This window comes from Citrobacter sp. Cpo100 (assembly GCF_030332595.1).
Classification (GTDB): Bacteria; Pseudomonadota; Gammaproteobacteria; order Enterobacterales; family Enterobacteriaceae; genus Citrobacter; species Citrobacter portucalensis.
Window position 1 is genome coordinate 234,966 of record NZ_JAOWHM010000037.1, and the last position, 17,880, is coordinate 252,845.

General features: G+C 48.6%; 14 protein-coding genes, 2 tRNA genes and 2 other RNA genes. 10 read left to right on the forward strand and 8 right to left on the reverse strand.

Annotation, left to right across the window (positions count from 1 at the left end):
• Nucleotides 1-195 precede the first annotated feature (195 nt).
• From OGX96_RS16670 to OGX96_RS16695, 6 genes are all read right to left on the reverse strand, one after another.
• Nucleotides 196-326: non-coding RNA, RtT sRNA (locus OGX96_RS16670), on the reverse strand.
• Between the two features lie 44 nt (nucleotides 327-370).
• Nucleotides 371-455, reverse strand: a tRNA-Tyr gene (locus OGX96_RS16675).
• Nucleotides 456-489: 34 nt separating this feature from the next.
• Nucleotides 490-574: transfer RNA gene (locus OGX96_RS16680), tRNA-Tyr, on the reverse strand.
• A gap of 28 nt (nucleotides 575-602) precedes the next feature.
• Nucleotides 603-744: non-coding RNA, RtT sRNA (locus OGX96_RS16685), on the reverse strand.
• Between the two features lie 168 nt (nucleotides 745-912).
• Nucleotides 913-1,755, reverse strand: coding sequence for a formyltetrahydrofolate deformylase (gene purU, locus OGX96_RS16690; protein WP_198802344.1), 843 nt, complete (start codon nucleotides 1,753-1,755; stop codon nucleotides 913-915).
• 55 nt (nucleotides 1,756-1,810) lie between these two features.
• Nucleotides 1,811-2,266 carry a YchJ family protein gene (locus tag OGX96_RS16695; protein WP_008784957.1) on the reverse strand — a complete coding sequence of 152 codons (456 nt, stop codon included), beginning with the start codon at nucleotides 2,264-2,266 and terminating at the stop codon, nucleotides 1,811-1,813.
• 111 nt (nucleotides 2,267-2,377) lie between these two features.
• On the opposite strand from OGX96_RS16695, the gene rssA reads away from it, so the two are divergent.
• The 3 genes from rssA (at nucleotide 2,378) to galU (ending at nucleotide 5,506) form a co-directional block, all read left to right on the forward strand.
• Nucleotides 2,378-3,289: a patatin-like phospholipase RssA gene (gene rssA / locus OGX96_RS16700; RefSeq protein WP_008784956.1), complete on the forward strand. Its 912-nt coding sequence runs from the start codon at nucleotides 2,378-2,380 to the stop codon at nucleotides 3,287-3,289.
• A 90-nt stretch (nucleotides 3,290-3,379) separates the two neighbouring features.
• Nucleotides 3,380-4,393: a two-component system response regulator RssB gene (rssB, locus tag OGX96_RS16705; RefSeq protein WP_032943688.1), complete on the forward strand. Its 1,014-nt coding sequence runs from the start codon at nucleotides 3,380-3,382 to the stop codon at nucleotides 4,391-4,393.
• A gap of 204 nt (nucleotides 4,394-4,597) precedes the next feature.
• Nucleotides 4,598-5,506, forward strand: a complete 909-nt coding sequence (gene galU / locus OGX96_RS16710; RefSeq protein WP_003020727.1) for a UTP--glucose-1-phosphate uridylyltransferase GalU — start codon at nucleotides 4,598-4,600, stop codon at nucleotides 5,504-5,506.
• 136 nt (nucleotides 5,507-5,642) lie between these two features.
• On the opposite strand, the gene hns is transcribed toward galU, so the two are convergent.
• On the reverse strand, nucleotides 5,643-6,056 hold the full coding sequence (gene hns, locus OGX96_RS16715; RefSeq protein ID WP_003020723.1) for a histone-like nucleoid-structuring protein H-NS: 414 nt from the start codon (nucleotides 6,054-6,056) through the stop codon (nucleotides 5,643-5,645).
• A 610-nt stretch (nucleotides 6,057-6,666) separates the two neighbouring features.
• Between hns and tdk the strand changes: the two genes are divergently transcribed.
• On the forward strand, nucleotides 6,667-7,284 hold the full coding sequence (gene tdk / locus OGX96_RS16720) for a thymidine kinase (protein WP_008784954.1): 618 nt from the start codon (nucleotides 6,667-6,669) through the stop codon (nucleotides 7,282-7,284).
• A gap of 236 nt (nucleotides 7,285-7,520) precedes the next feature.
• Here the strand turns inward: tdk and adhE are convergent, their stop codons facing one another.
• Nucleotides 7,521-10,199, reverse strand: coding sequence for a bifunctional acetaldehyde-CoA/alcohol dehydrogenase (adhE, locus tag OGX96_RS16725; RefSeq protein ID WP_008784953.1), 2,679 nt, complete (start codon nucleotides 10,197-10,199; stop codon nucleotides 7,521-7,523).
• Nucleotides 10,200-10,685: 486 nt separating this feature from the next.
• Between adhE and ychE the strand changes: the two genes are divergently transcribed.
• The 6 genes from ychE (at nucleotide 10,686) to oppF (ending at nucleotide 17,838) form a co-directional block, all read left to right on the forward strand.
• Nucleotides 10,686-11,333, forward strand: coding sequence for an NAAT family transporter YchE (gene ychE, locus OGX96_RS16730; RefSeq protein WP_003020714.1), 648 nt, complete (start codon nucleotides 10,686-10,688; stop codon nucleotides 11,331-11,333).
• Between the two features lie 771 nt (nucleotides 11,334-12,104).
• On the forward strand, nucleotides 12,105-13,736 hold the full coding sequence (oppA, locus tag OGX96_RS16735; protein WP_048216252.1) for an oligopeptide ABC transporter substrate-binding protein OppA: 1,632 nt from the start codon (nucleotides 12,105-12,107) through the stop codon (nucleotides 13,734-13,736).
• Between the two features lie 232 nt (nucleotides 13,737-13,968).
• On the forward strand, nucleotides 13,969-14,889 hold the full coding sequence (gene oppB, locus OGX96_RS16740) for an oligopeptide ABC transporter permease OppB (RefSeq protein WP_003020708.1): 921 nt from the start codon (nucleotides 13,969-13,971) through the stop codon (nucleotides 14,887-14,889).
• 14 nt (nucleotides 14,890-14,903) lie between these two features.
• Entirely contained in the window at nucleotides 14,904-15,812 is a 909-nt protein-coding gene (gene oppC / locus OGX96_RS16745) for an oligopeptide ABC transporter permease OppC (protein ID WP_003020701.1), read from the forward strand.
• An 11-nt stretch (nucleotides 15,813-15,823) separates the two neighbouring features.
• A complete protein-coding gene (oppD, locus tag OGX96_RS16750; protein ID WP_003833364.1) occupies nucleotides 15,824-16,837 on the forward strand; it encodes a murein tripeptide/oligopeptide ABC transporter ATP-binding protein OppD in 1,014 nt (337 codons plus the stop codon).
• On the forward strand, nucleotides 16,834-17,838 hold the full coding sequence (oppF, locus tag OGX96_RS16755; RefSeq protein ID WP_153752900.1) for a murein tripeptide/oligopeptide ABC transporter ATP-binding protein OppF: 1,005 nt from the start codon (nucleotides 16,834-16,836) through the stop codon (nucleotides 17,836-17,838). Before oppD ends, oppF begins: the two co-directional genes overlap by 4 nt.
• Nucleotides 17,839-17,880 lie beyond the last annotated feature (42 nt).

The window sequence follows — 17,880 nt, forward strand, 5'->3', positions numbered from 1 at the left end:
CTGTTTGCCGGATGGCGGCGCAAGCGCCTTATCCGGCCTACGAAGGTATAAGCGAGCGCTGTAGGCCTGATAAGTGCAGTGCAGCGCAGCAGACAAATTACGGGCACATGTCGAGTTAGTAGGCCTGATCAGCATAGCGCATCAGGCAAATAAAAGGCATTGCTGAGGTATTGAGTGTGTTGCTTTATGAAGTGATGGTGGTGGGGGAAGGATTACTCAGCGCTACGCGCTTCGCCCTTCGGGTCGTTGCCTGCGGCAACGCTTTCTCGCTACGCTCGAATCGAACCTTAGTCGAAGCTTCTCATCCTTCCCACATGGGCAGAATATGGGGCATTAGAGATTGATTTGCTGTTGGTGCTTTATGAAGTGATGGTGGTGGGGGAAGGATTCGAACCTTCGAAGTCGATGACGGCAGATTTACAGTCTGCTCCCTTTGGCCGCTCGGGAACCCCACCAGGGGTAATTCAAATTGTAGGCAGTGCTAGAAGATGGTGGTGGGGGAAGGATTCGAACCTTCGAAGTCGATGACGGCAGATTTACAGTCTGCTCCCTTTGGCCGCTCGGGAACCCCACCACAGGGTAAATTCATTATGCTGCTTGCATTCTATAGCGGGAAGGATTATTCGGAGCTAAAGCTCCTCACCCTTCGGGTCGTTGCCTGCGGCAACGTTCTCTCACTATCGCTCGAGTCGAACCTTGAAGTCGATGACGGCAGATTTGCAGTCAGCTCCCTTATGATCGCTCGGGAACCCCACCACGGGGTAATGCTAATTACTGGCCTGCTTCCGTTGGAAGCGGGGCGCATCATATCAAATGATGCGCCCCTGTAAAGCATTCCGTTGATAAAAAAGAACTGGTTGCCTGATTTTTACACGTAAAGATGTAAAGGTAACCAATTAACTTATCAATCGATTACAGAATAATCGTTCGGTTACCGTAAACAAAGACGCGTTGAGCCAGAACCTGATACAGCGCACGGCTTAATACATTTTTTTCAACGTCGCGACCCGCGCGCATCATATCTTCGGCAGTGTAGGTGTGATCAACATGGATCACGTCCTGCATAATGATTGGGCCTTCATCGAGGTTATCATTCACGTAGTGGGCCGTCGCGCCGATGATCTTCACGCCGCGCTCATAAGCTTGATGGTACGGACGAGCACCAATGAATGCTGGCAGGAATGAATGGTGAATATTGATAATCTTATTCGGGAAGCGTGAAACAAATGTCGGGGTCAGAACGCGCATGTATTTAGCCAGCACGACATAATCCGGCTGGTGGGCGTCGATAGCATCAGCCATTTTCTGATCATGTTCTTCACGTGTTAAACCTTCATGGCTCACCAGCTCAAACGGAATATCAAACCGTTCAACCAGAGGACGCAAGGTCTCGTGATTGCCGATCACCGCGGCGATTTCAACATCCAGCCCGCCGTAATTGGCCTTCATTAATAAATCGCCCAGGCAATGCGCTTCCTTGGTGACCAAAATGACGATGCGGCGGCGGCCTGCTGGGGTTAATTCACGAATCGAGCCTTCAGATAAGGCGCTGTCCAGATCGGCAAGCAGCGTGACGTCGTTAAAAATGCCCTCCAGTTCGGTGCGCATAAAAAAGCGTCCGGTACGGTGGTCCACAAACTCATTGTTCTGCACGATGTTCAGTTCATGCTTGTAACAGATATTCGTAATGCGCGCGATCAGACCTTTTTGGTCCGGGCAAATAGTACGCAGCACTTTTCGTTGTAATGAATGCATTTGCAGCGGTGATCCTGTTGAGAATGTTTGCAAAATTGATACTGTCGGGCGTTGATTAGCCGCAGCACTTTTTAAATTTTTTACCTGAGCCACAAGGGCAGGTATCGTTTCGTCCAATTTGAGGGCGTGTACCGTCTATATAGTACCACTGACCGTTTTCTTTTAAAAAACGAGAGCGCTCGATAATTGCACCTGTTTTACCTTGTTCAGAAAACCGTGCGACAAAACTGACGTAGCCGATATTTTCTGTGTCTGCCGTTTCTTGTTCAAAAACGGTGAGTCCAAGCCATTCGGTATGAGTAAATCCTGCGATAATGTCGTCGCGAAACTCGGCCGCATGACAATCCGGATGCCAGGTCCTGATAAGGTAATCTGCGTCTTTCATCACAAAAGCACAGTAACGAGAACGCATGAGGTGTGACGGCGTAGGTGCTACTTGCGCGCCGGACACATAACGGTAGCAACATAGGCTATACTCGACAGCGCTACCACAGGGACAAAGCTGAGACACAAAGTACTCCCTGGAATATAAAAACGGCGTAAAAACGCCAGAGTGGCACTATGTTAACTGAGCGGTAGCGATGTTGCTACGTCTGCAAGCCAGGGGAAGTTTGTACGTATAATGAGAAAAATAAAAATTGGGCTGGCGCTAGGTTCCGGCGCAGCGCGAGGTTGGTCGCATATTGGCGTTATTAAAGCCCTTAAGCATATGGGTATTGATGTTGATATCGTGGCAGGGTGCTCCATCGGTTCGTTGGTTGGCGCTGCCTACGCCTGCAATAAGCTGCCTGCTCTCGAAAAGTGGGTCTGTTCTTTCAGCTATTGGGATGTTTTACGGCTGATGGATCTCTCGTGGCGCAGGGGAGGTTTACTGCGCGGTGAACGGGTATTCAATCAGTACCGTAATGTGATGCCGGTAGAAGCAATTGAGCAATGTACTCGCCGTTTCGCAACAGTGGCCACCAATCTGAGTACGGGTCGGGAACTTTGGTTCACCGAAGGTGATTTACATCTGGCTGTCCGGGCCTCCTGCAGTATTCCTGGTCTGATGTCACCTGTGGCGCACAATGGTTACTGGCTGGTCGATGGTGCGGTGGTGAATCCTGTCCCTGTCTCCCTGACTCGCGCGTTGGGGGCCGATATTGTTATTGCGGTCGACCTGCAACACGATGCGCATCTCATGCAACAAGATTTACTCTCCTTCAACGTCAATAGCGATGCCGAATCGGGTGATGATGCTGACGAACTCTCATGGCATGCCCGTCTGAAAGAACGCTTGAGCAACATTACTGCCAGGCGTGCAGTAACTGCGCCCACGGCGATGGAGATTATGACGACGTCTATTCAGGTTCTGGAAAACCGACTGAAACGTAACCGCATGGCCGGTGACCCTCCAGACATTCTGATTCAGCCGTTTTGTCCACAAATATCCACTCTGGATTTTCACCGCGCCAGTGCGGCAATTGCTGCCGGGCAGTTAGCGGTCGAGAAGAAAATGGATGAGCTTCTACCCCTGGTGAAAACCAACGTCTAACGCATTTTTTATCAACACTTAAGCTAATTCTGACAGGCGTGAGTGGCAATAGCATGCCACTATTTATTAAAGCCAGTCAGGGGGGAGAATATGACGCAGCCATTGGTCGGAAAACAGATTCTTATCGTTGAGGATGAGCCGGTATTTCGCTCACTCATGGACTCATGGTTTTCCTCTTTGGGAGCGACAACGGCGGTAGCTGGTGACGGACTTGAAGCACTGGACTTGCTTGGGCATTTTAAACCCGACCTGATGATCTGCGACCTGGCTATGCCAAGAATGAACGGTCTCAAACTGGTTGAGTATTTACGCAATCGTGGCGATCAGACCCCAATACTGGTGATTTCTGCGACGGAAAACATGTCCGACATAGCCAAAGCGCTACGACTCGGTGTGGATGACGTCCTGTTGAAGCCGGTGAAAGATCTTAATCGCTTGCGAGAAACCGTCTTTGCATGTCTTTATCCCAACATGTTTAATTCACGCGTGGAAGAAGAAGAGCGGCTATTTCGCGACTGGGATGCGATGGTGGACGATCCTGCTGCAGCTGCGAAGCTGCTAAAAGAATTACAGCCTCCAGTGTCGCAAGTGATCTCGCATTGTCGCATTAACTATCGACAATTGGTGGCAGCCGACCAACCGGGGCTGGTGTTGGATATTGCTCCGCTGTCTGATCATGACCTTGCATTCTATTGCCTTGATGTGACGCGGGCAGGGGATAATGGCGTCCTGGCTGCATTATTACTGAGGGCGCTATTTAATGGTTTACTGCAGGAGCAACTGACACAACAAAATCAGCGACTGCCAGAGCTAGGTACGTTATTGAAACAGGTAAATCATCTGTTGCGACAAGCCAATTTACCAGGGCAGTTTCCCTTGCTGGTGGGGTATTACCACAGCGGATTAAAAAATCTGATTCTGGTATCGGCAGGGCTGAATGCGACATTAAATACAGGTTCCCACCAAGTGCAAATCAGCAATGGCGTTCCGCTGGGTACCTTAGGTAATACGTATCTTAATCAGCTGAGCCAACATTGTGAGTCATGGCAATGCCAAATTTGGGGGGCGGGAGGTCGCCTGCGCTTGATGTTGTCTGCAGAATGAACAATTGAGAGGCGTGTAAATGAAATTGGTTCACCCTCCCCATGCTGTGAGTGCTACTATCAGCGCCAGTTTTATTCGTATTTATCTTAATTATACCGACGCGCGTCCTTTTCAGACCAGAAGCTTGTCGCTGTACTGATATACTCGGATGCGATACAGAATGATGAACACGTTCAATACATGAACAGTCCAGGAGAGTTTTAAATGGCTGCCCTTAATTCAAAAGTCAAAAAAGCCGTTATCCCGGTTGCGGGATTAGGAACCAGGATGTTACCGGCTACGAAAGCAATCCCGAAAGAGATGCTACCGTTGGTTGATAAGCCATTAATTCAGTACGTCGTAAACGAATGTATTGCTGCGGGCATCACTGAAATTGTACTAGTAACTCACTCGTCTAAAAATTCCATTGAAAACCACTTTGATACCAGCTTTGAACTTGAAGCGATGCTGGAAAAACGTGTAAAACGCCAGCTTCTGGAAGAAGTGCAATCTATTTGCCCGCCACATGTGACTATTATGCAGGTGCGTCAGGGGCTGGCTAAAGGTCTGGGCCACGCGGTATTGTGCGCGCACCCTGTAGTTGGCGATGAACCGGTAGCTGTAATCCTGCCGGACGTAATTCTTGACGAATACGAATCTGATTTATCCCGCGATAACCTTGCCGAAATGATTCATCGTTTTGATGAAACAGGTAGCAGCCAGATTATGGTTGAACCGGTAGAAGATGTTACGGCTTATGGCGTTGTTGATTGTAAAGGCGTTGAATTATCCCCGGGCGAAAGCGTTCCGATGGTTGGCGTGGTTGAAAAACCAAAAGCTGATGTTGCGCCTTCTAATCTGGCCGTTGTGGGTCGTTACGTTCTTAGTGCCGATATCTGGCCTCTGCTGGCTAAAACCCCTCCGGGAGCGGGTGATGAAATTCAGCTGACAGATGCTATCGATATGCTGATTGAAAAAGAGACGGTTGAAGCTTATCACATGAAGGGCAAAAGCCATGACTGTGGTAATAAACTGGGCTATATGCAGGCGTTCGTTGAATATGGTATTCGCCATAATACTCTCGGCGCCGAATTTAAAGCCTGGCTGGAAGACGAGATGGGTATTAAGAAGTAACCTTCTGGTATTATCTGGTCAGAACGGCGCTGTATTAACAGCGCCGTTTTTTTATACCTAATCCGGGTAGGGTTGAACGAAGTACCGGTAAAAAAAATCCCGCCAGTGGCGGGATTTTAAGCAAACTATTTCTGAATTATTCCTTGATCAGGAAATCGTCCAGTTGTTTACCTTGTTCTTCCATCGCTTTTTTGATCACTGCCGGTGTACGACCCTGGCCAGTCCAGGTTTTAGTTTCACCGTTTTCGTCAACATAGCTATATTTAGCCGGACGTGCAGCGCGTTTAGCTTTGGTGCCAGATTTAACAGCAGCCATGCTATTCAACAATTCGTTCGGATCAATGCCGTCAGCGATCAGCATTTCACGATATTGTTGCAGTTTACGAGTACGTTCTTCAACTTCAGCAGCAGCAGCGCTTTCTTCTTCGCGACGCTCGCTAACTACAACTTCTAATTTTTCCAGCATTTCTTCAAGCGTTTCCAGAGTGCATTCTCTTGCCTGCGCACGAAGAGTACGGATGTTGTTCAGAATTTTAAGTGCTTCGCTCATTGTAGTAATCTCAAACTTATATTGGGGTGGTTTGTTGAGCTAATAATAGAGCGATAAATTCAGTTGTGCAATAGCCAGGAATGTAAGGAATTCAAAATTGCGCTTTATTTAGTATCAGAATTAATTCTCCTGTCTTAAATTCCCCATGATGTTGGGCATAAAAAAGGCTTATTGGCGAGGGGGATTCTCAGCGGCTGAGAGTAAAAATTCAAGATTCAGGTCACATTTTATGGTGTACAAATAGTATCTCTTTGCAGTGATTTCAACCTTTTGTATTAGTTTTGCTTACGTGAATTCGCTAATACATGGCGACAGTGGGTAGATTCAATAACAATATGGGAAGGGTTTCTTTATTGCCGTATGATGATAAGTGACATTGATAAATTTCATGAGCACTATTTGTGAAAGAGTGTGTATATACGCGTCCGAGCTCAGGCTGTTTGGTCGATGGTTGTATGCTCTCTCACTATCCGTTACTTAAATTCAGGCGGCACTGTGCGAGCTTGCCCGCTCATTTATACGCCTTTGCGACCAACGCTACACCGACATGTTCGTGAAATATGATACAATCCAGCCCATATTTATTTCCCCGGGTGAGGGCCTTCGGTCAATGGCACAACTATATTTTTACTATTCTGCAATGAACGCAGGTAAGTCGACTGCATTGTTGCAATCTTCGTACAATTATCAGGAACGTGGGATGCGTGCCGTTGTATATACAGCGGAAATTGATGACCGTTTTGGTGCTGGAAAAGTAAGTTCACGTATAGGTCTGTCGTCACCTGCAAAATTGTTTAACCAAAATTCATCATTGTTCGAAGAGATTCGCGCTGAGAATGCGCAGCAAAGAATTCACTGTGTACTGGTCGATGAGTCTCAGTTTCTGACCCGACAACAGGTTTATGAATTATCTGAAGTTGTCGATCAACTGGATATTCCTGTTTTGTGTTACGGCTTACGCACTGATTTTCGTGGTGAGTTATTTGGTGGCAGCGAATACCTGCTTGCGTGGTCAGATAAACTGGTTGAATTAAAGACCATTTGTTTTTGTGGCCGTAAGGCCAGCATGGTATTACGCCTTGATCAGGCTGGAAGACCTTATAACGAGGGCGAGCAGGTGGTTATCGGCGGGAATGAACGCTATGTGTCGGTATGTCGTAAACACTACAAACAAGCGCAGTCTGAGGGCTCTCTGACGGCGATACAAGAACGACACAGCCACGATTAACCCTGTACGCTTCTGAGCGCTTATAAACACAGGGTAGGCCGGAACCTTCGTCAATGTTCTCTACCCTGTCAGACTCTTTTCTGACGGCTGGTCTCACATCTTCCTGAATACATCTCTTACACTGCCATTCTATTCACATGGTTAAATTGTGTATTCCCCGATTTTCATAACACAAGACGAAAAAAACGGCCCCAATTGGGACCGTTTATGATGAAGCTAAAACTTATCTGAGCAAATTAAGCGGATTTCTTCGCTTTCTTTTCTGCTTTCGGTGCAGCTACTGCTTCAGTCTTAGCGGCGGTCTGACCTTCGCTATACTCACGACCGTAGTAGGTATCCAGCAGGATCTGTTTCAGTTCAGAAATCAGCGGGTAACGTGGGTTAGCACCAGTACACTGGTCGTCAAACGCATCTTCAGACAGTTTGTCCACGTGTGCCAGGAAGTCAGCTTCCTGAACGCCAGCTTCACGGATAGACTTAGGAATACCCAGTTCAGCTTTGATTTCTTCCAACCAGCCCAGCAGTTTCTGGATTTTCGCGGCAGTACGGTCACCCGGTGCGCTCAGACCCAGATGGTCTGCGATTTCAGCGTAGCGACGGCGTGCCTGCGGACGGTCGTACTGGCTGAATGCAGTCTGTTTAGTCGGGTTGTCGTTCGCGTTATAACGAATAACGTTGCTGATCAGCAGGGCGTTCGCCAGACCGTGAGGAATGTGGAACTGAGAACCCAGTTTGTGCGCCATTGAGTGACATACACCCAGGAAGGCGTTAGCAAACGCGATACCAGCGATAGTTGCTGCACTGTGTACACGCTCACGCGCTACCGGGTTCTTAGAACCTTCATGGTAAGACGCTGGCAGGTTTTCTTTCAGCAATTTCAGCGCTTGCAGAGCCTGACCGTCAGAGAACTCAGAAGCCAGTACTGAAACGTAAGCTTCCAGAGCGTGAGTGACGGCATCCAGACCACCGAACGCACACAGTGACTTCGGCATATCCATAACCAGGTTGGCGTCAACAATCGCCATATCCGGAGTCAGCGCGTAGTCTGCCAGCGGGTATTTCTGGCCAGTTGCATCGTCGGTAACGACCGCAAACGGAGTCACTTCAGAACCGGTACCGGAAGTGGTGGTAACTGCAACCATCTTCGCTTTTACGCCCATTTTCGGGAACTTGTAGATACGTTTACGGATGTCCATAAAGCGCAGTGCCAGTTCTTCGAAGTGAGTTTCCGGGTGCTCGTACATAACCCACATGATTTTCGCGGCGTCCATCGGGGAACCACCACCCAGTGCGATGATTACGTCTGGTTTGAAGGAGTTAGCCAGCTCAGCACCTTTGCGAACAACGGTCAGAGTCGGGTCAGCTTCAACTTCAAAGAACACTTCGGTTTCAACGCCAGCAGCTTTCAGAACGGAGGTGATCTGGTCTGCATAACCGTTGTTGAACAGGAAGCGGTCGGTCACGATCAGCGCACGTTTGTGACCATCGGTAATCACTTCATCCAGTGCGATTGGCAGAGAGCCACGACGGAAGTAGATAGATTTCGGAAGTTTGTGCCACAACATGTTTTCAGCTCGCTTAGCAACGGTTTTCTTGTTGATCAGGTGCTTAGGACCAACGTTTTCAGAGATGGAGTTACCACCCCAGGAACCACAACCCAGTGTCAGGGAAGGTGCGAGTTTGAAGTTGTACAGGTCACCGATACCACCCTGAGAAGCAGGGGTGTTGATCAGGATACGTGCGGTTTTCATCATCTGACCGAAGTAAGCAACACGCTCTGGCTGGTTGTCCTGGTCAGTGTACAGGCAAGAGGTATGACCGATACCGCCCATCGCAACCAGTTTTTCAGCTTTGATGACTGCGTCTTCGAAGTCCTTCGCACGGTACATTGCCAGCGTCGGAGACAGTTTCTCGTGAGCAAACGGTTCGCTTTCGTCGACAACCTTCACTTCACCGATCAGAATCTTAGTGGTTTCTGGTACGGAGAAGCCTGCCAGTTCAGCAATCTTGTATGCCGGCTGACCAACGATAGCTGCGTTCAGCGCGCCATTTTTCAGGATAACGTCCTGAACAGCTTTCAACTCTTTACCCTGCAGCATGTAACCGCCGTGAGTTGCAAAACGCTCACGTACAGCATCATATACAGAGTCAACCACGACGACAGACTGCTCAGAAGCACAGATTACGCCGTTATCGAATGTTTTAGACATCAAAACAGATGCAACAGCACGTTTGATATCAGCGGTTTCGTCGATAACAACAGGGGTGTTACCTGCGCCTACGCCGATAGCCGGTTTACCGGAGCTGTATGCCGCTTTAACCATGCCTGGACCACCGGTCGCAAGGATCAGGTTGATGTCCGGGTGGTGCATCAACGCGTTAGACAGTTCAACGGAAGGTTGATCGATCCAGCCGATCAGATCTTTCGGTGCGCCAGCAGCGATTGCTGCTTGCAGAACGATGTCAGCTGCTTTGTTAGTTGCATCTTTTGCGCGCGGATGCGGAGAGAAGATGATGGCGTTACGGGTCTTCAGGCTGATCAGTGATTTGAAGATCGCAGTAGAGGTAGGGTTAGTGGTTGGAACGATACCGCAGATGATACCAATCGGTTCAGCAATGGTAATGGTACCAAAAGTGTCGTCTTCAGACAGCACACCACAGGTTTTTTCATCTTTGTAAGCGTTGTAAATGTATTCAGAAGCGAAGTGGTTTTTAATCACTTTATCTTCGACAATACCCATGCCGGATTCGGCAACGGCCATTTTCGCGAGAGGAATTCGAGCGTCTGCGGCAGCCAGAGCGGCGGCACGGAAGATTTTGTCAACCTGTTCTTGAGTGAAACTGGCATATTCACGCTGGGCTTTTTTTACGCGCTCTACAAGTGCGTTAAGTTCAGCGACATTAGTAACAGCCATGATGCTCTCCTGATAATGTTAAACTTTTTTAGTAAATCATCTGCTCGATACGAGAGTATAGACAGACCGACGAAAATTTGTGTAATGGTTTGAAAATCAAACGGTTAATTAACGTCCACTTTACTTTGATTTACTAAAAGAGCTTATACGCTAGCGCCTGTTAACTCTAACGCGTTACCTCCAGGTGGCGTAAGCAAGATTACTCACTTCTGAGTAGTAATTGCGTGATCTGGATCAAAAATTCGCAAAGCTGACACCTTTCAGCAGGCCCTTTTAGCGTTTCTCGTTAAGTGTTAATAAATTGGCGTAATGAATGCTAATAACATTAGCATATTTAATACATATTAATAACACTGAGTATTGGTAGCGTATTTACATTGATATACGAAGATAGAAGGTGAAGTATGCTGACAAAAGGCGTATCTTCAGCGCGGATTTTATCAATTTTATGACTCATTTTATCCGGCTAACGCTTCGGAGCTAACCGTGATCCAAACGCTATTTGATTTTCCTGTCTATTTTAAATTTTTCATTGGGTTATTTGCGTTGGTCAACCCGGTAGGGATCATCCCCGTCTTTATCAGTATGACCAGCTATCAAACTGCCGCAGCACGAAACAAAACCAACCTCACGGCAAACCTTTCGGTCGCAATCATCCTGTGGACTTCGCTGTTTCTTGGTGATGGTATTCTGCAACTCTTCGGCATCTCAATTGACTCGTTCAGGATCGCTGGCGGCATTCTGGTTGTGACTATCGCGATGTCAATGATTAGCGGAAAACTAGGGGAAGATAAACAAAACAAACAGGAAAAATCAGAAACCGCAATCCGTGAAAGTATCGGCGTTGTGCCGTTGGCATTGCCGTTGATGGCGGGGCCGGGGGCGATAAGCTCAACTATTGTTTGGGGGACGCGATATCATAGTGCGATTAACCTGTTTGGCTTTTTTGTAGCGATTGCGTTGTTTGCCCTGTGCTGCTGGGGGCTGTTCCGCATGGCACCATGGTTAGTGCGCCTGTTGGGCCAAACCGGTATCAACGTCATTACGCGTATTATGGGGCTGCTGTTAATGGCTTTGGGTATCGAATTTATCGTTACAGGCATCAAATCCATTTTCCCTGGTTTGCTGGCCTGAAACCTCTCTTCTGTGCAAACGGAGTCGTGTCCGGCTCCGTTTCCTTTCATTATCAGTAAAACTTCTCACTAAAGTTGAAAATCAGCAGAGCAATAATAAAAAATGCTGATGATTAACTCTCCTGTTAGCCATTGATTCTAAAGATATAACACGTCCCAGTACGCCCGGCGAAGACCGATACTGCTGTTATTTTATTAACATCATACTCTGGGGCTTGCTGAAGGATTATCGAAATGTTATTAGTTATTTCAGCCTTTATTTCAGATGAATGTGCTAATTAATAACCAATTGTTAAATTTATGTGCATTTTGACATAGCGTTGACTTAGGAAAGGATGGTTAACACCATGGTCGACATAATGCATTGATTTTTGTGAACTTCCCATAATAAATCTTCATTCGTAAGACTTTTTAAGTGAGATTTATTTCCAATAAAAGAGAATTGGTTAACAAATTTGTAAAATGTATTGGCGGTTAAGAAACGCATTTGATACTTTCCGGCCAAGTATTATGCAGAAGAATTCACGTTGATGAGAATCATTTGCAGTTAGTTTCTCTCAACAGGGTAATAGCGTGTTTCCGGCAGGGGAGGCACGTAGAGAATCGACGCAAGGCGATCATACGAATCGCCAGAATAAATAAAGTCGGTGATAGCAAGCAGTAAAACAATAAACCACCTGACGGCAGAAAATCTCCGGTGCCGTACAGGGATCCTAACAGGATTAACAGTCTGGTTAAAAAACCAGCCATAATAATGAGGGAGTACAACACAATGACTAACATCACTAAAAAAAGTTTAGTAGCTGCGGGGATCTTAACTGCGCTAGTCGCAGGAAATGTTGCCACGGCGGCAGTAGTGCCAGCGGGTGTGCAGCTTGCTGAAAAGCAGACTCTGGTGCGTAATAACGGTTCGGAAGTGCAATCACTCGATCCCCATAAAATCGAAGGTGTACCTGAATCCAACATTAACCGTGACCTGTTTGAAGGTTTATTAATCAGTGATGTCGATGGCAAACCATCGCCTGGCGTGGCTGAAAAATGGGAAAATAAAGATTTTAAAGTCTGGACATTCCATCTGCGTAAAGATGCTAAGTGGTCTGACGGCACGCCTGTTACTGCGCAAGATTTCGTGTATAGCTGGCAACGTTTGGCTAATCCAAATACTGCATCACCGTATGCCAGTTATTTGCAGTACGGTCATATTGTCAACATTGATGATATTATCGCCGGTAAAAAACCGGTCACCGATCTGGGCGTAAAAGCTCTCGACGATCATACTTTTGAAGTTACCCTCAGCGAACCAGTTCCTTATTTCTACAAACTGCTTGTGCACTCTTCCGTTTCACCGGTTCCCAGAGCGGCTGTTGAAAAATTTGGCGAGAAGTGGACCCAGCCCGCTAACATCGTTACTAACGGTGCGTATAAACTGAAAGACTGGGTTGTGAACGAGCGCATTGTGCTTGAGCGTAATACCAACTATTGGGACAACGCCAAAACGGTTATTAACCAGGTAACCTACCTGCCTATTTCTTCTGAAGTGACTGACGTAAACCGCTATCGCAGCGGTGAAATCGACATGACCTATAACAACATGCCGATTGAGTTATTCCAGAAACTGAAAAAAGAGATCCCGAACGAAGTCCACGTTGACCCGTATCTGTGCACCTATTATTACGAAATCAACAACCAGAAAGCACCGTTCAACGATGTTCGTGTTCGTACCGCCCTGAAGCTGGCGTTGGATCGTGACATTATCGTCAATAAAGTGAAAAACCAGGGTGACCTGCCAGCATATAGCTTTACTCCTCCATACACCGATGGTGCGAAACTGGTTGAGCCAGAGTGGTTCAAGTGGTCTCAGGAAAAACGTAATGAAGAAGCGAAGAAACTGCTGGCTGAGGCCGGATATACCGCTGAGAAACCGCTGACCTTTGATCTGCTGTATAACACCTCAGACCTGCATAAGAAGCTGGCTATTGCCGCGGCATCTATCTGGAAGAAAAATCTGGGTGCTAATGTGAAGCTGGAAAACCAGGAATGGAAAACGTTCCTCGATACGCGCCATCAGGGCAACTATGATGTTTCACGTGCGGGCTGGTGTGCGGACTATAACGAACCGACGTCCTTCCTGAATATGGTGCTGTCCGACAGCTCCAATAATACCGTCCACTATAAGAGCCCGGCATTTGATAAGCTGATTGCGGATACGCTGAAAGTGACGGATGAAGCGCAACGCAGCGAACTGTATTCGAAAGCGGAACAGCAGCTGGATAAAGATTCTGCGATTGTACCGGTTTATTACTATGTTAACGCCCGCCTGGTGAAACCATGGGTTGGCGGATACTCCGGTAAAGACCCGATGGATAATATCCACGTTAAAGACTTGTATATTATCAAGCATTAATGGCAAGACGTGGGGCAATCATGTTGCCCCACAGTGTCTTTTTCTTCGAACTAAAAATACCTCTTTAGACAAAGAGAGGTATACCCTAAATAATTCACGTTGCAGGAAGGCGGCAACGCAGCGAATCACCAGGAGCTTACTTAAGTAAGTGACTGGCGTGAGCGAGTAAAGCTAACGCACTTGCAGCTTGAAGTATGACGGGTATAAAGGCACACGCCAGAAGGTACGGGCAATGTTAAAATTTATATTACGTCGCTGTCTGGAAGCGATTCCAACGCTGTTTATTCTTATTACGATTTCATTCTTTATGATGCGCCTTGCGCCCGGAAGCCCATTCACCGGGGAACGCGCGTTACCGCCAGAGGTGCTGGCGAATATTGAAGCGAAATATCATCTTAACGATCCCATCTCGACACAGTACTTCAGCTATCTGAAACAGCTGGCGCACGGCGATTTTGGACCATCCTTTAAATATAAAGACTACACGGTTAACGACCTCGTTGCCTCGAGCTTCCCGGTTTCTGCGAAGCTGGGTGCGGCAGCCTTTATTCTGGCGGTACTCGTCGGTGTTAGCGCCGGAGTGATAGCCGCGCTGAAGCAAAATACACGTTGGGACTATACGGTGATGGGGGTGGCAATGACCGGGGTGGTTATCCCCAGTTTCGTGGTCGCTCCCTTATTGGTCATGATATTTGCCATAACCTTGAAATGGCTACCCGGCGGGGGCTGGAACGGCGGGGCGCTGAAATTTATGATCCTGCCGATGGTGGCCTTGTCACTGGCCTACATCGCCAGTATTGCCCGTATTACTCGTGGTTCGATGATTGAAGTACTGCACTCTAACTTTATTCGTACCGCGCGCGCTAAAGGGCTGCCGATGCGGCGGATTATTTTCCGCCATGCGTTGAAACCTGCGCTGTTGCCAGTGTTGTCCTATATGGGACCGGCATTTGTCGGCATTATCACCGGTTCGATGGTTATTGAAACCATTTATGGTTTGCCGGGTATTGGCCAGTTGTTCGTCAATGGGGCGTTAAACCGCGACTATTCGCTGGTTCTTAGTTTGACCATACTGGTGGGTACGCTGACCATCGTGTTTAACGCGATTGTCGATGTGCTGTATGCCGTTATCGACCCGAAAATTCGTTACTGATACTGGAGCTCGCTATGATGTTAAGTAAGAAAAACAGCGAGGCGCTGGAGAATTTCAGTGAAAAGCTGGAGGTCGAAGGCCGCAGCCTGTGGCAGGACGCGCGTCGACGCTTTATGCATAACCGCGCGGCGGTAGCAAGCCTGGTGGTGCTGGTAATTATTGCGCTGTTCGTGACGCTGGCACCGATGCTGTCGCAGTTTACCTACTTCGATACCGACTGGGGCATGATGTCCAGCGCGCCGGATACGGAATCAGGCCACTATTTCGGTACAGACTCTTCGGGACGAGACCTGTTGGTGCGCGTGGCAATTGGCGGGCGCATTTCGCTGATGGTCGGCATTGCGGCGGCGTTAGTCGCGGTGGTTGTTGGTACGCTGTACGGTTCTCTGTCGGGCTACCTCGGCGGAAAAATTGACTCGGTGATGATGCGTCTGCTGGAAATCCTCAACTCCTTCCCGTTCATGTTCTTCGTGATCCTGCTGGTCACCTTCTTTGGGCAAAATATCCTGCTGATTTTTGTCGCTATCGGGATGGTCTCCTGGCTGGATATGGCGCGTATCGTGCGTGGACAAACGCTGAGTCTCAAGCGCAAAGAGTTTATTGAAGCGGCGCAAGTGGGTGGGGTGTCTACCGTGCGTATCGTTATCCGCCATATTGTGCCGAACGTGCTGGGTGTGGTGGTGGTTTACGCTTCATTGCTGGTGCCGAGCATGATCCTGTTTGAATCCTTCCTGAGCTTTTTGGGACTAGGTACGCAGGAGCCGTTAAGTAGCTGGGGCGCGCTGCTCAGTGATGGTGCCAACTCTATGGAAGTCTCACCATGGCTGCTGCTGTTCCCGGCTGGTTTCCTGGTGGTCACTTTGTTCTGTTTTAACTTTATTGGCGATGGCCTGCGTGATGCCCTCGACCCGAAAGACCGTTAAGGAGTGCAGCCATGAGCGTAATTGAAACCTCAACCGCGCCGCTCGCGCAACAACAGGCTAACGCACTGCTAAACGTAAAAGATTTGCGTGTGACGTTTGCGACCCCCGACGGCGATGTAACTGCGGTCAACGATTTAAACTTTTCTCTGCGAGCCGGAGAAACGTTGGGTATTGTCGGTGAATCCGGTTCGGGTAAATCGCAGACGGCCTTTGCCCTGATGGGGCTGCTGGCGGCGAATGGTCGTATCGGGGGCTCCGCAACGTTCAACGGGCGTGAAATTCTGAATTTACCGGAACGTGAGCTGAACAAACTGCGCGCCGAGCAAATCTCGATGATTTTCCAGGACCCGATGACGTCTCTCAACCCGTACATGCGGGTCGGGGAGCAGTTGATGGAAGTTCTGATGCTGCATAAAGGCATGAGCAAAGCGGAAGCTTTTGAAGAGTCGGTCAGAATGCTGGATGCGGTGAAAATGCCGGAAGCGCGTAAGCGTATGAAAATGTATCCTCATGAATTCTCCGGTGGTATGCGTCAGCGCGTAATGATCGCCATGGCGCTGCTGTGCAGGCCCAAATTACTGATTGCCGATGAACCAACCACTGCGCTCGATGTGACGGTACAGGCGCAAATTATGACGCTGCTGAATGAACTGAAAAGTGAATTCAACACCGCGATTATCATGATCACCCACGATCTGGGGGTTGTTGCCGGTATTTGCGATAAAGTCCTGGTGATGTATGCCGGACGTACTATGGAATACGGCAGTGCGCGGGATGTCTTTTATAAACCCGTTCATCCGTATTCGATTGGTTTGCTAAATGCCGTACCTCGTCTGGATGCCGAAGGGGAAGAGATGCTCACTATCCCTGGCAACCCACCGAACTTACTGCGTCTACCAAAAGGTTGTCCATTCCAGCCGCGTTGCCCGCATGCGATGGAAATCTGTAGCAGTGCTCCGCCACTGGAGGAATTTAGCCCAGGCCGTCTGCGTGCCTGCTTTAAGCCGGTGGAGGAACTGGTATGAATACGGCGACCGAACAACGTAAAGTGCTCCTTGAGATTGCCGACCTTAAAGTCCATTTCGATATTAAAGATGGCAAACAGTGGTTCTGGCAACCGTCTAAAACCCTGAAGGCGGTTGATGGCGTAACCCTGCGACTGTATGAGGGCGAAACCCTGGGCGTGGTCGGTGAATCAGGCTGCGGGAAATCGACCTTTGCCCGTGCGATTATCGGCCTGGTGAAGGCCACCGATGGAAAGGTTGCCTGGCTGGGTAAAGATTTACTGGGCATGAAACCCGATGAGTGGCGGGAAGTGCGCAGCGATATCCAGATGATTTTCCAGGATCCGCTGGCATCGTTAAACCCGCGCATGACCATTGGTGAAATCATTGCCGAACCGCTGCGAACTTATCATCCGAATCTTCCTGGTCAGGAAGTCCGCGACCGTGTGAAGGCGATGATGATGAAGGTTGGATTACTGCCCAACCTGATTAACCGCTACCCACATGAGTTTTCCGGTGGCCAGTGTCAGCGTATCGGTATTGCCCGCGCGCTGATCCTTGAACCAAAGTTAATTATCTGCGATGAACCAGTTTCGGCGCTGGATGTATCAATCCAGGCCCAGGTGGTTAATCTGCTGCAACAGCTTCAGCGCGAAATGGGATTATCGTTAATCTTCATTGCTCACGACCTCGCGGTGGTTAAACACATCTCCGACCGTGTGCTGGTTATGTATCTCGGACATGCGGTGGAATTAGGGACTTATGACGAGGTGTACCATAACCCGCTGCATCCTTATACCAAAGCGCTGATGTCTGCGGTGCCGATCCCCGATCCGGATCAGGAAAGGAACAAGGTTATCCAGTTGTTGGAAGGCGAATTACCGTCCCCGATTAATCCTCCTTCCGGCTGCGTGTTCCGTACGCGCTGTCCGATTGCTGGACCGGAATGCGCAAAAACGCGCCCGGTTCTGGAAGGAAGTTTCCGACATGCAGTTTCCTGCCTGAAAGTAGACCCGCTATAATCCTGAGGGCTGACAAAGGTCAGCCCTTTTTTTGGTGAGGTA

Excerpts from the sequence above, each read along its gene's own strand:
- purU (WP_198802344.1), bottom strand. The coding sequence starts at position 1,755 with ATGCATTCATTACAACGAAAAGTGCTGCGTACTATTTGCCCGGACCAA.
- rssA (WP_008784956.1), top strand. The coding sequence starts at position 2,378 with ATGAGAAAAATAAAAATTGGGCTGGCGCTAGGTTCCGGCGCAGCGCGA.
- rssB (WP_032943688.1), top strand. The coding sequence starts at position 3,380 with ATGACGCAGCCATTGGTCGGAAAACAGATTCTTATCGTTGAGGATGAG.
- galU (WP_003020727.1), top strand. The coding sequence starts at position 4,598 with ATGGCTGCCCTTAATTCAAAAGTCAAAAAAGCCGTTATCCCGGTTGCG.
- hns (WP_003020723.1), bottom strand. The coding sequence starts at position 6,056 with ATGAGCGAAGCACTTAAAATTCTGAACAACATCCGTACTCTTCGTGCG.
- tdk (WP_008784954.1), top strand. The coding sequence starts at position 6,667 with ATGGCACAACTATATTTTTACTATTCTGCAATGAACGCAGGTAAGTCG.
- adhE (WP_008784953.1), bottom strand. The coding sequence starts at position 10,199 with ATGGCTGTTACTAATGTCGCTGAACTTAACGCACTTGTAGAGCGCGTA.
- oppA (WP_048216252.1), top strand. The coding sequence starts at position 12,105 with ATGACTAACATCACTAAAAAAAGTTTAGTAGCTGCGGGGATCTTAACT.
- oppB (WP_003020708.1), top strand. The coding sequence starts at position 13,969 with ATGTTAAAATTTATATTACGTCGCTGTCTGGAAGCGATTCCAACGCTG.
- oppC (WP_003020701.1), top strand. The coding sequence starts at position 14,904 with ATGATGTTAAGTAAGAAAAACAGCGAGGCGCTGGAGAATTTCAGTGAA.
- oppD (WP_003833364.1), top strand. The coding sequence starts at position 15,824 with ATGAGCGTAATTGAAACCTCAACCGCGCCGCTCGCGCAACAACAGGCT.
- oppF (WP_153752900.1), top strand. The coding sequence starts at position 16,834 with ATGAATACGGCGACCGAACAACGTAAAGTGCTCCTTGAGATTGCCGAC.